This window comes from Lysinibacillus zambalensis (genome assembly GCF_040183165.1).
Classification (GTDB): domain Bacteria; phylum Bacillota; class Bacilli; order Bacillales_A; family Planococcaceae; genus Lysinibacillus; species Lysinibacillus zambalensis.
In genome coordinates this window covers 233683-250573 of sequence record NZ_JBEGDG010000002.1, presented here as the reverse complement: position 1 = coordinate 250573, position 16891 = coordinate 233683, and the positions used below count along the sequence as shown (strand labels likewise).

Sequence of the window (16891 nt, the reverse complement as noted above, 5' to 3'; positions counted from 1 at the left end):
TACGGTAATTAAACAATTCTTATTTATGTTTAGGAAGGATAAAATGAAGCTTATAAAAAATATACACAAGGTTTTTTAACGGATGCCTAATCAAATAAATCTCTAGTAAACAAAGTAAGCTCCTTGTTTACTAGAGATTTTTATTGTAATTATTTAATTAAAATGCTCTTGTTTTTAGCGTCCCATAGTACAGTTTTACCAAGTGCTTCACTTACAAAGCGGAGTGGAACAAATGTTGTGCCATTAATGACTTCAGGTTTTACTTGAAGTGTCTTATAACTGCCGTTAACAGTTACAAGATAGCTATTCGTATTTAATACGATTTTTGAACCGTTTAACTGTACTGTAATATCATTAGTTTTAGAATTCCAGTCAACTTTTGCACCAAGTTCTTCACTGACAAAGCGTAAAGGAACTAATGTTGTTTCTTTTTTAGTGAAAGGTGCAACAGCAAGTGTTTTACTTTTACCATTGATATAGGCTGTTTTGCTATTTAAATATAATAAAATCTCGTTGCTTTTTGTTGTTGCATTTGGATAACCAGCAGTTAAAGTATACGTACCAGAAGAGTATTGATTAGCCCAATAATCACTGTAAACTTCGATATAGTATGTGCCGGCTGCTAAATATCTTGAAAAAGACTGTGAGCTATATTCTAACAATTTCTTATTTGCATCATAAATTGTAATTCGTGCTGGCGCTGAAGTATCGGATAACGAGACGTTAACATTTCCTTCTTTATTTAACGTAATTGAATAAAAATCAATATCATCGCTATTTGAAATTTGAGATTTGATTGGAACATTTGATTTGATAGGGAAAGCATTTTCACGCGTATCATTAGGTTCAAATGTTGATGGATTGTGCTCTTTAGAATTTGTAGAATAAGTCGCCATTAAATCATACGTACCAGAAGAGTATTGATTATCCCAATTGAAATCATAAACTTCAATATAATACGTACCAGCTTTTAAAGATTTAAATAGAGATGAGTTATTGCTAGCAATTAATTTTTTATTACTATCATATAAATCAAATTGGATTGGTGCAGATGTATTTGCTAAATAAATATTAACATCACCATTGTCTACAGTCGTAGTAAATTTATAAAAGTCATAATCATTTTTATTTGAAATTAAAGAAGAAATCTTTTTTCCTGACTGAATAGGGAAAGCATTTTCACGCGTATCATTAGGTTCAAATGTAGTCGAATCATGCGTTACATTTCCACTACTATACACCGCTTTAATTTCATAAGAACCGCTAGAATAGCTATCACCCCAATTGGAAGCATAAACTTCAATATAGTATGTACCAGCTTTTAAAGTTTTGAAAGAAGATGAGACATTCCAAGCAATTATACCAATAAAATTTTTATTACTATCATATAGAGAGAAATTGATTGGAGCAGTTGTATTTTCTAAATAAATATTAACATCGCTATTATCTTGCGTAGTATTAATTTGATACCACTGTGATTCTTTTGAAGATGTTAGTGTGTTTGAATGTGTGTTGCCAGATTCTAAATAAATCGTATCTGATGCATAACTTGTTGAAGCGAATCCAACCATAGCAAACATCACAAGAAATAAACTTAAAATATGTTTTTTCAATAATGACACTCCTTTAAAATAATATTGTATTATTATACAAATAAATAACTATAATATCAACAAAAGGATAAATTAACCTAGTATTAAAGAATTATATCTTAAAGTAAAAATATTAAATAGCTGATGGGAATTAAATTTCAACTTTATGGAATTGCTATAAATATTATTTTTAGGTAATTATTGGTGAATATTCATGAACTATGTAGTAGTATAGTAAATTTTTTGCGGCAGTTTATTATAGATGGACAACTCTAGCGACTTTATACCCTAAATATATGGTGGATCAAAATTGGTTATATCCAACCCAACCTTGCGAATAGATGATTATTTCGTTAGGTATTTTCGGCGTCCTTAATTTTGTTTGCTTTGGAGTGGTACCAGTACCAGTCCCGGCTAAACAAATTCCATTGTTCACACAAAAAAATTCACCCTCATGTTATGGTGATGATCCAATATTTTTCAAAGTTTTTTTAGTACTTTGTATTGTGTAACTAAGTTCTTATTGTTTTTTTGTCAACGTTTTTTGGATAAATATAAAATAAGGGATGTGGTACAGTGACTGGCTCAATTACCGCTTGCCATCTCAATAACTGCTGCAATCGGTAGTTTTATTACAGTTTGGTTAGGGGTCAGGTTATGAAGTAAAGTAGCGGGTGTTCGAATAGTACATTCACTGTAGGGTAATTTGGAACAATTGTTAGTAGAGTAATTTTGTTAATAATTGCTTTTGCAGCGTTCTTTTAACTTCTTTCAGCAGGAGATCTTTGTGCAATCATAAGGTCGAAACTGGACGCAAATGGGTAGAATTTATCTTGAATGTTGACAAAATGTCAACATGATAATAAACTTCTTGATAATGATAATTTTATATACAACTGTTTAATGTATGTTAGTCACAGTAAGAAGGAGGAATCAAAGATGGCTGAGGAGAGAAACAGTATTACTCTTGGTGTATTGCTGAGAGAATTATTAAAAGAACGTTCATTATCTATGCGGAAGTTTAGTGAACTCACTGGAATCGATACAGCTACGATTTCACGGATAATAAATGGAAAGAGAAAAGCGACCCCACAACATTTAGAAAAATTTGCTGACTGCCTTGGCGTTCCGTTAATCAATCTTTTTGAAGCAGCAGGTTATGCTATAGAACAGAGACAAGAAGAGTCAGATTCAGATATGCATACGTCTGTTGACGCAATACAGGCTCTACTTAAATCTTCAAATGTTTATGATGATGAATTTTCGGTAGCACATGTTGAACAGAAACTAGAAAGCTATGGATTATATGCGCAAACAGAAGAAGGTAAAAGTTCGATTCATAAGGATTTTGATGAAAAAATTAAGAGTGTAGGTAGCATAGGTCCGTTTATAAGCAAATTAAAAGAGTTATATGAGAAATTCTCATTAGGAAAGGGCACAATTTTTGAACTAACTGTAATTGGAAGTACATTATTGTATTTTATTATTCCAGTAGATGTTATACCTGATTATCTATTTGCTGTTGGTTATTTAGACGATGCAATAGCTGTACAACTAACTTCAAAGGCATTACTAAAAATATAATTTAGCGTTAATGATAGGTGGATATGGATGAAAAAAAGCAAAAAGAGCCGTAAATGGTTAAGGAATGTGTTCTTAACATTCGCATTGGTTATCGTAGCAGGGATTATTTATGGGGTTTATCAATACAGGAGCGGTTTGGCTATGGCAGACGATGGTCTTTATAAAGATGACCAAAAGGCGTATGACCCATTTGAAGGTGCAGATGTGCAATTTGGTCAGATTAATGTGCTATTACTGGGAAGTGACGCTAGGGACGAGGATGGTAGATCGGATTCGTTAATGATTGCACACTATGACCAAACGACGAATGATGTAAAACTAATTTCTATCATGAGAGATACGTATGTTGACATCCCAGGGCACGGAAAGAATAAAATAAATTCTGCTTTTGCCTTTGGAGGTCCTGAACTTGTAAGGAAAACAATTAAGCAAAATTTTGATATTGATGTTAATTACTACGCTATCGCGGATTTTAAAGGATTCCCTAAAATTATTGACCTTTTAGCACCGGATGGAATTGAAGTTGATATTCCATATGAAATGTCCTATGGAATTGGTATGACCTTACATCCTGGAAAACAAACTTTACATGGTGCCGGGTTATTAGGCTATGTACGATTCCGCCACGACCGTTTAAGTGATTTTGGGCGAGTGGAACGCCAACAAGAGGTTTTGACAAAGGTTAAAGAACAAATCGGTGTTTCAAGCTTAATGAATTTGCCAAAATTACTTGGTGTTGCAGATTCATACTTTGATACAAATGTTGATAATAAAACAATCCTTACCATTGGAAAAGGGATCGTAAATGGAAAATCTAGTATGGACACTTTACGAATTCCAGTTGCAAATTCTTTTGAAGATAAACGTACGAATGTAGGAGATGTTTTAGATATTAACTTAGATAAGAACAAACAGGCGTTAGAGGAGTTTTTATCATCGAAGGACAGTGAAAAAATAGCTAAGACAGACGGAATTTCATCTTAAGTGAAAAGGTATCAAGTTAGCAACACAATAAAATTAGAGTATGTTTTGAACAGTTTTTCAAAGCATACTCTTTTTGTTGTTTTATAGGTTATGGAGATTTTTTTATCTGCAAATTACTTAACATTTTTCGTGAAAATTCTCATATTAACGGATGAGTTAAACCACTAATGCTACATATCTAAAATTCTTTCATTTTTTGTTCAAGCAAATTTAATAAGCGTCCTCCAAATTTTGAAATAAAGTCATATTTTAATCATTTAGATAGTGAAAACATCAATTTAATATTAGTTTCGATGAACCGTATCATAAGTAAGCGCGGTTTATTCACATAGAAGGGGAAGTTAGTTTGCGCCTACGTTTGTGGATTTTAAATTAAGATACAGAGAGAATTTATTTCAAAAAGAAGAATTTTATTGATTGGTATAAAAACATAATAAAAGGAGGCATTCCTAAATTTAATGTTAGGATGCCTCCGTTGGCTTTTTGTAAGTGCTAAACTTTTACATTTCTACCTTTCGATATTCTGTATATTCGCCTTCATATTCGGCAAGGCCTAAATGATTGCAAGAGCCGTACATATTTTCGATATGGATAGCATCATCATATTTAACTAAATCAAATGAGCAGCCATTTACCTCATATGATGCCACATCATCAGTAATTAGCTGTGCGTCACGTGTTGTATACTTAAAATGCCATGGCATTTGGTAGCCAAATAATTTTCCATTTGTAGGGTCATAGCGAATGCCATTAACAGATGTAAATTTAATTTTTGTCGGTGTTACTTTATCAATACGAAGTGATGTTATTACACCTGATCCTGAAAAGCCTGAATTACCGTAATAGCCTAACCAATGTGAGCGTTCTACTTGCAAAGATCCTTTTGCATAAATTGATACATCATGTGAATCTTGATCCCAAGAAACTGTCGCACCTAATGCTTCGCTAATAAAGCGTAATGGCACTAATGTTGTCCCTGATTTTATAATCGGTGCTACTGACACAGCTAATGGGGTGCCGTTAATTTTTGCTTTTTTCGAACCGACCATTAGCAAAACCGTTTTCGTACTATTTTTCGCTGTAATCGTTTTATCTTTCGCATTCCAGTTTACTGTTGCGCCTAATGTTTCAAATACGCCTCGCAGTGGTACTAGCGTTACGCCATCTTGAATAATTGCATCACTGTGATAGCTTTGTGTTTGTCCGTTTGCTACGTATACATCGATGCCAGAGTAGGCAGAAGCATTATGTCCTTGTAAACTAAATGTAACGATGCATATCATAGCAATTATAAAAGATTTAAAAATCTTATTCATAGTATTCTCTCCTTCTAATGACTAACTGATTGAATAATTTGATTGCTAGTTAATTTTTTTGATCTAATTTTTGTGACTTCTCGGTTTTCCAAATTTACCCTTAAATAAACATATTATACTAGTATAAAACGAATGTAAAGGAAATTAACCCATTTTTTTAATAGATTTTTACTGGTTTTATAACATGCGTATTAGGAGTAAAGGTTTATGTTGGACACTATTGTGGATTATGGAATGAATTATCATTATTTTATGTCTATCAATCTAGTAATCAACGATATCAATTTGAAAAAAGGTAGCTGATGAATGAATCATCAGCTACCAAAGTTATTTTTCAAGCTTTGTTAATGTTTTACCGCTCCAACCAAAGAGGATCGTCAAAATTGGTCCGAGTAGACAGAAGAAGGTAAATGGCAGGTAAGATGTTGTTGGTATATCTAGTACACTAGCAATAAAAATACCACAAACACTCCACGGAATAAGAGGATTGACTACAGTCCCTGCGTCCTCCATAACTCGGGAAAGGTTTTTAGGGGCAAGTCCAACCTTTGCAAACTGTGCTTTAAAAGCTTCACCCGTTAGTAGGATAGATAAATATTGCTCACCAATTAATGTGTTCACACCGATCCCAGTAATGGCAGCACCCGTAATAACAGAGCCAGCGCTTTTAAAGAAGCTTTCGACCTTCGCTAAAATACTTTGAATAATGCCGAGCGTAAATAGTAGACCGCCCATTGTTAATGCTAATAAGACTAAGGCAATTGTAAATAGCATACTGTTCATACCTCCACGAGACAGTAGTGCATCAACATCTTTATATCCCGTAGTAGATACATAGCCTTCAAAAAGGATTTTAAAGACATTCGATAAAGCAATCGGTTCTTGTATGTAGGCAAGTCCGACACCAAGAATGGAGACAACTGCGAGTGTGATAAGTGCAGGTGCTTTATAAAAAGTCATAATAACGAGAACGGCAATTGGTAATAATGTATACCAATGAATAAGTCCAGTTGACAGTAAGCCTTCTTTAAATAGCTCAACTGTTTCAAATGAAGTATTTCCTCCTGTTGGCGATATGATTGCATAAAGGACGAATGAGATCACGAAAGCTGGAATCGTTGTCCAACCCATATTTTTAATATGCTCGAAAAGATCAACACCAACTGTACCAGATGCAAGATTTGTTGTATCCGATAGGGGAGACATTTTATCCCCAAAGAAAGCACCGGAAACAATCGCACCAGCCGTTATAGCTAAAGAGATGTCCATTGCACCAGCAATCCCCATAAAAGCAACGCCCACTGTCGCAACAGTCGTTAAAGAACTCCCAACTGATACACCGACGATACTACAAATTAAAAATACGATGGCAAAGAAAAAGCTTGGTGAAACAGTTAAAAAGCCATAGTAGATAAGTGTTGGAATTGTGCCACCCATAATCCAACTAGAAATTAAAATACCGATAAAGAAGAAAATAAAAACTGCCCCAAGTCCAGCACTTGCACCAGCAACCATACCAGTTTCAAGCTCACGGAACGGAACTTTCTTTAGTAATCCATAGGCAATTAAAAGTGAAATGACAAGAAAAATAGGTATATGGGGTGTCGCCTTTAAATACCCAATACTGTATGCCATCACGGCAATAATTAAAAGTATAATAAAGCTTGCCTCGATAAATCGAGGGTTACTCTTTGCTTCAATTCGAAACATGCTAATCCTCCTACTAGTTACTTCTTCGCTTCAACGCGGTGAAGCCTAAAAGAATTATAGCACGCTAATAATTTTTGTCAATTGGCTGATAATTTTCATTAATGAAATTGGTAGTATTTTACTTAGTGGGTGATGAAATAATCCCATGCATTTTTGACAATTAATGTACAAGTCATGATGATAAAAATAATACGCATCATTTTTGTCCCACGCTTCAGTGCAAATTTTGAACCCAATATAGCACCAAAGATCATGACAAAGCCCATAGGAAGACCGTATAAAAAATTAACTTTTCCTAATAGTAAAAACATAGCCAGTGCAGCTAAGTTCGATGTGAAATTAAAGGCTTTAGCATTACCGGAGGCCTGCAAGAAATCATTGCCCATCATTAATAAAATGAAAATAAAAAAAGAACCAGTGCCAGGTCCGAAGAAACCATCGTAAAAGCCAACAGCTGCAAAAACGCCAACAAAGATGATTTTCTTTCTAGTACTTAATATCCGCTCTTCAGATTGCTGTCCCCAATCTTTTTTAAAAACCGTATAAGTGGTAACAAGGACGAGCATAACAAGCATTAGAGGCTTTAAAATAGCCGGTGATACAAGATGCACAGTATAGGCACCAATGAACGAACCAATAAAAATAAAAGGTATTATTTTTCGATTCTTTTTTACATCGACCTTGCCAGCTCGTAAAAAAGTTAACATGCTAGTCCCGTTGCTAATTGTATTGGCGAGTTTGTTTGTGGCAATCGCTGTACTTGGCGGTAAACCAACCGCCATAAGCGCAGGTAATGAAATTAACCCTCCGCCACCGACAATCGCATTTAAAAAGGATGCGATAAAGCCGAGTACTAAAAGTATTACAAGTGATAGTAAATCGATGTCCATATGTATGATACTCACAACCTTCTTTAACGCATATTGTGTAAGTTACACTTTTCTTATAACAGTACTGCGAATTGTAATAAATGACAATGGAGTTTTTCATTTCTAATGTAAATTTCGTTTACAATTCCTTAACATTTATAAAGATGAAAAAAATAGAAGGGAAAAAAGTTTTTCAAGTATTTTTATAAAAATAAAAGAAAAAATGGGTATATTTAAAGAAAAATCGTTCATTTTTGTTATCGAGTTTCCAACGTTTTCAACTTGGAAAAGTACCTAGAAATAATTGTGGCGAATTTTATATTACATTTTTGTAAATTCAACTCGTTTATGTTTAAAAATCTGTAGAAGTATGTGAAAGTTTTGTTATGATGATTGCAGAAATCGACAATATTCATTCAACAGGAGGAACATGATGTTCAACTCAAACAAGCAAGATCCATTTTTTAAAGCATTATTAAATATTTCTAAAAACGTCAAAGAAGGTATTTATTATGCGCATAATGCACGTATTCAAAATATAGATGGACTAAAAGAAATCGCAGACACAATGAAGGACTATGAAACAAGTGGAGATAAATTAATTCACGAACTTATTGTAATGTTAAATAAGTCATTTATGACACCAATTGAGCGTGAGGATATTTTAGCACTTGCCAATAAATTAGATGATGTTATTGATGGCATGGAAGGCTGTATTGCTCATTTTGATATGTATAATTTAACAGAAGTGACAGAGCCGATGCGCCAATTCTTAACATATATTGCGAAAAGCACAGATGAAATGGTCCAAGCAATGGAGCTATTAAATAGTAAAAAGCTTGTTGAAATGCGTAAACATGCTATTCAAATTAAGGACTATGAGCGTGAATGTGATGAAATTTTCCGTTCTTCAATGAAGCAATTATTTATTCAAGAAAAGGATCCAATGCGCATCATGGTGTTTAAAAGTATTTACGAACAATTTGAAGATATAGCAGACAGCTGTCAAACAGTAGCAAATACAATTGAAACAATAATTATGCGTAACGCGTAAGATGGAGAGTACGAAATGGATACGATACTACTGATAACAATATTAGTCGTTATATTTGCACTTGTGTTCGACTTTATTAACGGCTTCCATGATACAGCCAACGCGATCGCAACTTCTGTATCAACAAGGGCATTGAAGCCACGTACAGCAGTATATATGGCTGCGGTTATGAACTTCATTGGAGCTATTACATTCGTTGGGGTAGCGAAAGCTTTAACAAAGGATATTGTTGACCCGTTCAGCTTAAATTCTTATATTGGAGATACTACAGGTTCTGTCGTTATTTTAGCGGCATTATTATCAGCAATCACATGGAACTTAGTCACGTGGTACTTTGGAATTCCGTCTAGTTCATCGCATACTTTGATTGGTTCTGTGGCAGGTGCTGCTATTGCAGCGGCAGGCTTCAATGTATTGAACTATAGCGGCTTTATAAAAATCCTTCAGGCACTTATCTTCTCGCCATTACTTGCGTTTGCAGCTGGTTTTTTAATGATGACTTTATTGAAAGTAATATTTAAAGATATGAATTTATATCGAACGAATAAAGGCTTCCGGACAATGCAAATTGGTACAGCAGCTTTACAATCATTTACTCACGGTACTAACGATGCGCAAAAAGCAATGGGTATTATTACGCTTGCTTTAATTGCAGGAGGCTTACATCATACAGATGATATTCCTTTCTGGGTACGTTTTGCAGCAGCATTGGCAATGGGTCTTGGTACTTCTGTAGGTGGTTATAAAATCATCAAAACAGTCGGTGGTAAGATCATGAAAATCCGTCCAGTAAATGGAGTTGCAGCAGACCTTGCTTCTGCATCCATCATTTTCGGTGCGACATTGATTCACTTGCCAGTATCTACAACACATGTTATTTCTTCATCTATTATGGGTGTAGGTACAGCACATCGTGTAAAAGGTGTTAAATGGGGCATGGCACGGAAAATTGTAACAACATGGGTAATCACAATGCCAATTTCCGCAGTCATGGCTGCAGCTATTTACTATATATTAAGTTTATTTTTCTAACATAATGAGGGAATGCACATATTGCGTGCATTCCTTTTTTATTTGATTTATTGGTAGGATTGATGGATTGAAAGGCGAAGCGAGGGATAGTCCAGCTACAGTGGCGGAAAGGCAGGGCTAAGCGACGGAAAGAAAAGGCGAAGTGACGGAAAGGCAGCCCAGAGCGACGGAAAGAAATGCAGTCGACGGATAGACCGGGCAGAGCGACGGAAAGAACGGGCGAAGTGACGGAAGCCCCGCCCGAAGCGACGGAAAGAAATGCAGGCGACGGATAGAATGGGCAGAGCGACGGAAAGAAAAGGCGAAGTGACGGAAGCCCCACCCAGAGCGACGGATGAAAAAATGAAAAGTGACGGAAAGGCAGATCTATGGTAATTATAAAGAAAGTATAAAGTTCAAAAAAAATGTCTTTTTACATAGTAAGGTTAGTGCAGGAGGAAATCAGATGAAAGAAAAGCTATTAGTGATTGAGGATGATACGGCGATTGGACGTATTGTGAAGGAAACGCTTGAGCAAGAAGGTTACCAAATTACTTGGGCAACAACAGGACTTGAAGGGTTAGCTGATTTTCAAGCGGATACTTTCGATTTAGTGTTAGTCGATTGGATGTTACCGGAGATGGACGGTCTGACGGTTTGTCAAAATATTCGTTGGGAAAGTGATGTACCTATTTTAATGATGAGTGCACGTAAGGAAGAGGCTGATAAGGTTGAGGGCTTGCAGGGCGCTGATGATTATATTGCGAAACCGTTTAGCTTAGAGGAGTTAAAGGCACGTGTTGCCTCACACTTACGTCGTTGGAAACGTTATACGAAAAAAGAAATAACAGAAGATGTTACATCCTTTACACAAGGCTTAAAAATTGATTGGCAAAAGGAAACAGCGCGCCTTCATGATGAAGAGCTTACTTTAACACAGAAGGAATTTGCGCTGTTAAAACTACTTGCGAAAAATCCAAACCAAACTTTTTCAAAAGAAGAGTTATATCAGCATATTTGGCAACAGGCGAGCGTAGATGAAACACATACTGTCACAGTACATATAAAGGCGCTACGAGAAAAGATAAAGGACCCAGTTAAAACACCGTATTATATACAAACAGTTTGGGGCAAGGGCTACCGTTTTATAGGTGAACCGCTATGAAAATAAAAACTTGGTTACTCATCACTTTTTTCATCGTGATGGTGTTACCGATAACAGGTGCTTATAGCCTTTATGTGTGGATTAATGCCTATTATCAAGATAAAAGCGTTGTTGAATATTTCGAAAAAATGACCGAGCTTAATCAGGTGAAATCTGTTCTTGAAAATCCTGAGCATTATAAAAAAAACGCGGATATACAAGATATTAAAGCACTATCGAATGATCAACTCGCCATTACACTTTACTCGAAATCAGGCATTCTTTTGTATTCCTCAAATCCATTGAAACCAGATTATGAATCTATGAATACTATTTTAAAAGGTTTATATGAACTAAAGCAAAATTACAATGCCTTTACGTATAAAGAACCTGTATATCAAGATGCGGAATTACTTGGGGTATATGAAATTCAATTAGTTCGGACGGATTGGGTAAAAGGTGTAGAAAGCCGTTCGTGGCTTGTAATAGCTAGCTCTATACTATTATTCCTCCTTATTTATTTCGCAGTTATGATGCTGCTTAACCGTAAATTAAATCGGCCGTTACATGAACTGATGTGGCAAATGCGTGCTTTTGCAAAGGGGGAACATGTGGAATCGAATTTAGTAGCAAGAAAAGATGAAATTGGAGACCTTGCTCAAACCTTCCTTGCCATGCAGGACGAAATTGAAACTACACGAGCTCATTTAAAAGTTGAACAACAGCAAAAGGAGCTAATGATTGCAAGTATTTCCCATGATTTGAAAACCCCTCTTACAGCTATTCAAGCGTATGCCGAGTCTTTACAAAGCAAGGCGTTATCAGAAGAACAGCAAGACGAATACCGACAAATTATTTTAACAAAGTCTGAAACGATGAAGCAGATGCTAGAGGATTTACTAATGTTCACTTTACTGCGATCCACAAGCTATCATTTAGACCTTGTTGTAGTAGATGGGGCCGAGTTTTTTGAAATGGCACTATCTGATTATGAGCAACTATGTAAGGATCGAGGATTTATGCTTGAAGTCACTTGTGACATAGTAGGTATGTATGCAGTGCATCCAAAGCAGCTTCAACGGGTGATTGACAATTTAATGAGTAATGCTTGGCGCTATGGAGCACTAGGTACAACGATAGGCTTAGCTGCCATGAATGCTGGAGAATGTCCGGTTTGGAGCTTTGATTTTGTACGGCCATCTCTAAAAAAACAAGATGGTATGTATATCATCTTGCAAAATAGCGGGCAAGGTGTAAAAAAAGAGGATATTGAGAAATTATTCGAGCCCATGTACCAAGCAGATTCAGCAAGAACAAAGGCTGGGGAACGCGGAACTGGACTAGGATTAAATATAGCAAAACAAATAATAGAAAAGCATGGTGGGACAGTAGAACTTGTATCAAAAGAAGGCTATGGAACAGCTGTACTTTGCTGGTTGCCACCATTAAAAGGAGAGAATTGATGATGAATTGGAAAAAATCATTACGTGCAGCAGGTTTAGTTGCTGCCTTAACATTTAGCTTAGTTGGTTGTAATACGGAGGGATCATTTTCACCTCAGGAAATTATTGACCAAGCGTTACAGGAAACGAAAGAGCCACTTACTTATTACGCTGAATACAAAATGGATATGGGGGAAATTGGTGGAAAAGCTCAAGTTAAGGAGTGGACTAAAGATGGTAAACGACGTGTTGAGATAACAGCTGAAAACGGTGAGCATATTATCACAGTCAACAATGGCTCACAAGTCACTTTATATGATGTTGTAAAAAACACTGTTCATAAAATGGATATGGATGAAAGTAGTCCGGATTTATTTCAATCACCAAGAGATCAGGCAGAATCACTTTTCAATATTGTAAAGGATACACATGATGTGAAAATTGCAGGGGAAGAGAAGATTGCTGGAAGAGATACGTATAAAATTGTAGCGAAAGCTAAAAAAGACGATACTTTAGTAGGTGATATTGAAGTATGGATTGATAAAAAAACTTGGGTGACGTTAAAAACAATAACGAATAGTGCTGGAAATAAAATGACATCAGAATATACGAAACTAGATGACAGTGCAAAAATTGATGATGTACAATTTACAATTGATATTCCAAAGGATGCAAAAGTGGAGGAAATTAGCACGCAAGAATCTGAGTCAGTAACACTTGATACAGTGAAGGGAGAGCTTGGTGAATTTTTAATGGTGCCAGAAGAAAATGGATTGATTTTGGAGGATATTTCATTAGATAAAGGGATAGAAGGTCGTTCAGAGTATACCTTTAATTATACAAAGAACAGTCAGAAAGAAATTTCAGTAACAGTTTTTAAAGCAAGTGGTAGTGCACCTGAGGTTGATCCCACTTTTGGTGAAAAAGAAATAGACATCCGAGGTCAAAAAGGGTCTGCCATGGACGAGAAAAAATTCCGTTATATTGGTTGGCAGGAAAATGGCTATCAATATGGCATTATGAATGAAAACCCTGAGCGAGCAATTGAAGACCTTAAAGCCTATGCAGAACAAATGATCATCGTTAAATGAGGTGAATTGAAATGAAAAGAAATGAATTTATCAAATGTCTTGCATTGTTTTTATTTAGCACAGTTTTTTTATACGGTGTAGGTGAAACATACGGTGTTCCATGGCTGCAATTTCATTTCTTAGGACAATACAGTGATGAAGGTTATTATTTCAGTTTTAGCTCTTTAACGCCTATACTTGGCGGCATACTAATAGTTGCACTATATGAAACGAAGATTAAGCGACTCATCTAATATGAGGAAAATCCACTCTAGAAAAAGAGTGGATTTTTTTCTGGATTAATCTATAGGTATAAATGCTATAATATGTAAAAACTTTAGGGGGAACTATGAATGGGACGGGAGATTATAGAAACAAACTATTTTACTTTGCATAATTTATGTGACGGTGTATATGCTGCGGTTGCTAAACCAGGTCAAGGTGCTTGGAGTAATGCGGGAATCATTGATTTAGGTGAAGAACTTCTAGTTTTTGATTCGCTAAGTACTCCTTCAGCGGGAGAAGAGTTGAGACGCCAAGCTGAAAGTTTAACCGGTAAGAAAGTAAAGTATTTGATTAACAGTCACTATCACGGGGATCACGTTTTTGGGAATCAAGTATTTTCGGATACAACAATTATTTCTACATATGCAACGGAGAAATTGTGCAAAGAAAAGAATAAGATGGAAGACTACGAGAAGGAAAAGCAGGATATGAATCAATACCTGCTTCAGCTAAAAAGTAAAATTGATTCAACAGAGGACATCATTATAAAAACGAGTTTAATCAACCAATATCAAGAAATGTCGAAGGTGTTGGATGATTTATCTCAATTACAAATTGTGTTGCCATCCATGTTGTTTGAAGAAAAATTGACTATCACAGGTTCCGATAAAACTGTGGAATTATACTGTTTAGGTGGGGGACATTCACCGAGTGATACATTTATGTACTTACCTAAAGAAAAAATAGCTTTTATGGGGGATATAGTGACAGAAGATTTACATGTCCCGATTTATGACCCTGAAGAATTTTTGAACATATTAAAGCGAGTTAAACAAATCGATATAAATATAATTGTTCCTGGTCATGGTAATGTCGCAGATTTGACTGCATGCGATACGTTAATTGATTATTTATCTTATATGACTCAACGAGCAGAAGAGGCCCTTCAACATAAGTTGTCACTGGAAGATTTCATTTCTGAATTTGATGTACCTAAAATGTATAGGGAGTGGAAGGGAGTAAACGGTATTAAAGCTAATCTTACAACGGTATACACATACTTTCAAAAAAGCTGAAAATCCACTTTTAAAACAGTGGATTTTTTAGCGTTGATTAAATACGGACAATAAAATCTGATTAATGATGATTAGTATAGCAAATACATTAGCTAATTTTGATTGACCAATAGCACATAGTGCTATGACAGCTAGCGAAAATATCACAAATTCAAACATAAAATGCGAAATCCCACTCAATGGACATGTTGCTTTGGGTGAACCAAACATACTCCAAAGAACTACAAACAAAGCGGGTGCTCCAACCCCTAGTAGGAGCTTGAAGAACATACCTTTCCCAGTTTGTATACCCAAATATCCATAAGCCATTAACACGCAAATTTCTAATAGAAAGCGAAGAACTAAGTTCAACACCATATAATCGCTCCGAAAAATTGTTTTTTAAAAGGGTAAACTTAAATGCTAATAAAGTGAACAGAACTATGTAAGAGAACGCTCATCGCTGATAAAATATCGTAACTGTTAGAGTCTCAACTTCTCACTTATGCTATTTGTTGTAAATGAGTTTTTGTAAAGGCTTCATCATATTTTAAACCATAGCCTAGTGCACGATCTAAAAATATATGAGCTAACCAAATTATAGAAGCCATTAGTAGCGGTGATGATGCAATGACAATGCCTATAATCAAGAGAATCCCTGGCAGGACTAAACTGTGGCCAATATTGTAAAATAACGCGCCAACTTTAGTGTTTACTATATAGCCTAACATCGTTATATCAGGTAGTAATAAAAGTAGTACAAAATATAGGAACGAAAATTCAAAATGCCAGTAGAAAAATACAGTTACTAAAAGTGCTATTAAATATTCCGATGAGATAATTTTACGTAGTTTCACGATGAACACTTCCTTCTTGTAATTTATTATACATATCCTTAATAAGTGAACCGATGATTAACTTATTTTCAGCGTATTTTCCTTCAGCCATTAATGTTTGAGTGAGCTGTAAGGATTGTAGTGCCTGCTCATAAAAATATAACTGCTGCTCAATATGAGTGATCTTTGCAGAGAAAAGCTGTACAGTCTCTTGATTGCAGGAATCTGAAGTGGGCTTTTGCTCTAGTGTAAGGAGCTGATTGATTTCTTGTAATGTGAAGCCAAGCTGCCTTAATACTAAAATAAATTTGATTGTATGTTCACACGTGACGTCATACACGCGATAACCATTGTCCTGTTTATTCGGATGTAGTAATCCTTCTTTTTCATAGTAACGTACGGTATCAGTAGATAAATTATACTTTGCTGCAAACTGTTTTATATGCATGTGAGCACCTCCTAAATTTATCCTAACATTGGAGTATGCTCCAAGGTCAATACGATAATTGAAATTTTTAAAAATTAAGTGAAACAGTCATTTTGTGTAAAGTAGGTTACGCTATGGTATGTCTTAGTCAAAAAAGCTTTTAGGTATTGGAGAATCTTTACAATAAGCGTTATGATAATATAATCAGCGAATCTCAGCATTTGATCTTTTGTGGGAACGCTTTCTTTATGACGAGGTTTGATTTCTTTAAATAAATTCATTTAGTGATTAAGAATAGTTGATTTTAGCAAAACCATCACGTCCTGTTGTTGTTGCTCCCGCTACCTTGGCGCTACACATTCGCACAAAAATCTGTTGCCCCGAAGCTTCTAGAAGAGTAGCTAGCCGGAACGGAAATCAATCTCACATTATGATGATGATCCCCACCCTCTTCAAGTCTCTTTCGAGAAGAGGCCGTTTTTTAATTTATCGGAAAATTATGGTTTTTTATGGTATCTTAAATATTCCCCCTAAAAAGAGTCATTTTACAGGTGTAATCACAACTTTTTAGG

General features: G+C 35.4%; 16 protein-coding genes. 9 read left to right on the top strand and 7 right to left on the bottom strand.

All coding sequences use genetic code 11. The annotated features are described in order from the left end of the window. Positions 1–149: 149 nt before the first annotated feature. Complete coding sequence (locus ABNX05_RS04145) at positions 150–1613, bottom strand: copper amine oxidase N-terminal domain-containing protein (protein WP_349658559.1); 1464 nt, start codon at positions 1611–1613, stop codon at positions 150–152. 918 nt (positions 1614–2531) lie between these two features. Between ABNX05_RS04145 and ABNX05_RS04140 the strand changes: the two genes are divergently transcribed. Both ABNX05_RS04140 and ABNX05_RS04135 read left to right on the top strand, forming a co-directional pair. Next, positions 2532–3176: a helix-turn-helix domain-containing protein gene (locus tag ABNX05_RS04140; protein ID WP_349658558.1), complete on the top strand. Its 645-nt coding sequence runs from the start codon at positions 2532–2534 to the stop codon at positions 3174–3176. Between the two features lie 27 nt (positions 3177–3203). After that, complete coding sequence (locus ABNX05_RS04135) at positions 3204–4160, top strand: LCP family protein (protein ID WP_349658557.1); 957 nt, start codon at positions 3204–3206, stop codon at positions 4158–4160. 500 nt (positions 4161–4660) lie between these two features. Here the strand turns inward: ABNX05_RS04135 and ABNX05_RS04130 are convergent, their stop codons facing one another. The 3 genes from ABNX05_RS04130 to ABNX05_RS04120 form a co-directional block, all read right to left on the bottom strand. After that, positions 4661–5476 (bottom strand): stalk domain-containing protein, encoded by an 816-nt coding sequence (locus tag ABNX05_RS04130; protein ID WP_349658556.1) that lies wholly within the window; start codon positions 5474–5476, stop codon positions 4661–4663. A gap of 327 nt (positions 5477–5803) precedes the next feature. Then, entirely contained in the window at positions 5804–7186 is a 1383-nt protein-coding gene (gene nhaC, locus ABNX05_RS04125) for a Na+/H+ antiporter NhaC (protein WP_349658555.1), read from the bottom strand. A gap of 122 nt (positions 7187–7308) precedes the next feature. After that, entirely contained in the window at positions 7309–8076 is a 768-nt protein-coding gene (locus tag ABNX05_RS04120) for a sulfite exporter TauE/SafE family protein (protein ID WP_349658554.1), read from the bottom strand. Between the two features lie 412 nt (positions 8077–8488). Here ABNX05_RS04120 and ABNX05_RS04115 point away from each other — a divergent pair, with 412 nt between their 5' ends. The 7 genes from ABNX05_RS04115 to ABNX05_RS04085 all read left to right on the top strand — a co-directional run bounded on the left by ABNX05_RS04115 (position 8489) and on the right by ABNX05_RS04085 (position 15077). Further along, complete coding sequence (locus tag ABNX05_RS04115) at positions 8489–9109, top strand: DUF47 domain-containing protein (protein ID WP_349658851.1); 621 nt, start codon at positions 8489–8491, stop codon at positions 9107–9109. A 15-nt stretch (positions 9110–9124) separates the two neighbouring features. After that, the gene (locus ABNX05_RS04110; protein ID WP_349658553.1) at positions 9125–10141 is read left to right on the top strand and encodes an inorganic phosphate transporter; all 1017 of its coding nucleotides are present in this window, start codon (positions 9125–9127) and stop codon (positions 10139–10141) included. 445 nt (positions 10142–10586) lie between these two features. Next, entirely contained in the window at positions 10587–11285 is a 699-nt protein-coding gene (locus ABNX05_RS04105) for a response regulator transcription factor (protein WP_349658552.1), read from the top strand. After that, positions 11282–12727 carry a HAMP domain-containing sensor histidine kinase gene (locus ABNX05_RS04100; protein ID WP_349658551.1) on the top strand — a complete coding sequence of 482 codons (1446 nt, stop codon included), beginning with the start codon at positions 11282–11284 and terminating at the stop codon, positions 12725–12727. The genes ABNX05_RS04105 and ABNX05_RS04100 overlap by 4 nt, the downstream gene beginning before the upstream one ends. Next, a complete protein-coding gene (locus tag ABNX05_RS04095; protein ID WP_349658550.1) occupies positions 12727–13797 on the top strand; it encodes a LolA family protein in 1071 nt (356 codons plus the stop codon). Before ABNX05_RS04100 ends, ABNX05_RS04095 begins: the two co-directional genes overlap by 1 nt. A gap of 11 nt (positions 13798–13808) precedes the next feature. Further along, the gene (locus ABNX05_RS04090) at positions 13809–14030 is read left to right on the top strand and encodes a hypothetical protein (RefSeq protein ID WP_349658549.1); all 222 of its coding nucleotides are present in this window, start codon (positions 13809–13811) and stop codon (positions 14028–14030) included. Positions 14031–14129: 99 nt separating this feature from the next. Then, a complete protein-coding gene (locus ABNX05_RS04085; protein ID WP_349658548.1) occupies positions 14130–15077 on the top strand; it encodes an MBL fold metallo-hydrolase in 948 nt (315 codons plus the stop codon). A 27-nt stretch (positions 15078–15104) separates the two neighbouring features. Here ABNX05_RS04085 and ABNX05_RS04080 read toward each other — a convergent pair whose 3' ends face one another. The 3 genes from ABNX05_RS04080 to ABNX05_RS04070 all read right to left on the bottom strand — a co-directional run bounded on the left by ABNX05_RS04080 (position 15105) and on the right by ABNX05_RS04070 (position 16340). After that, complete coding sequence (locus ABNX05_RS04080) at positions 15105–15434, bottom strand: YrdB family protein (RefSeq protein WP_349658547.1); 330 nt, start codon at positions 15432–15434, stop codon at positions 15105–15107. 125 nt (positions 15435–15559) lie between these two features. Next, complete coding sequence (locus ABNX05_RS04075; RefSeq protein WP_349658546.1) at positions 15560–15913, bottom strand: DUF4260 family protein; 354 nt, start codon at positions 15911–15913, stop codon at positions 15560–15562. After that, entirely contained in the window at positions 15900–16340 is a 441-nt protein-coding gene (locus tag ABNX05_RS04070; RefSeq protein WP_349658545.1) for a MerR family transcriptional regulator, read from the bottom strand. Before ABNX05_RS04070 ends, ABNX05_RS04075 begins: the two co-directional genes overlap by 14 nt. Between the last annotated feature and the right edge of the window lie 551 nt (positions 16341–16891).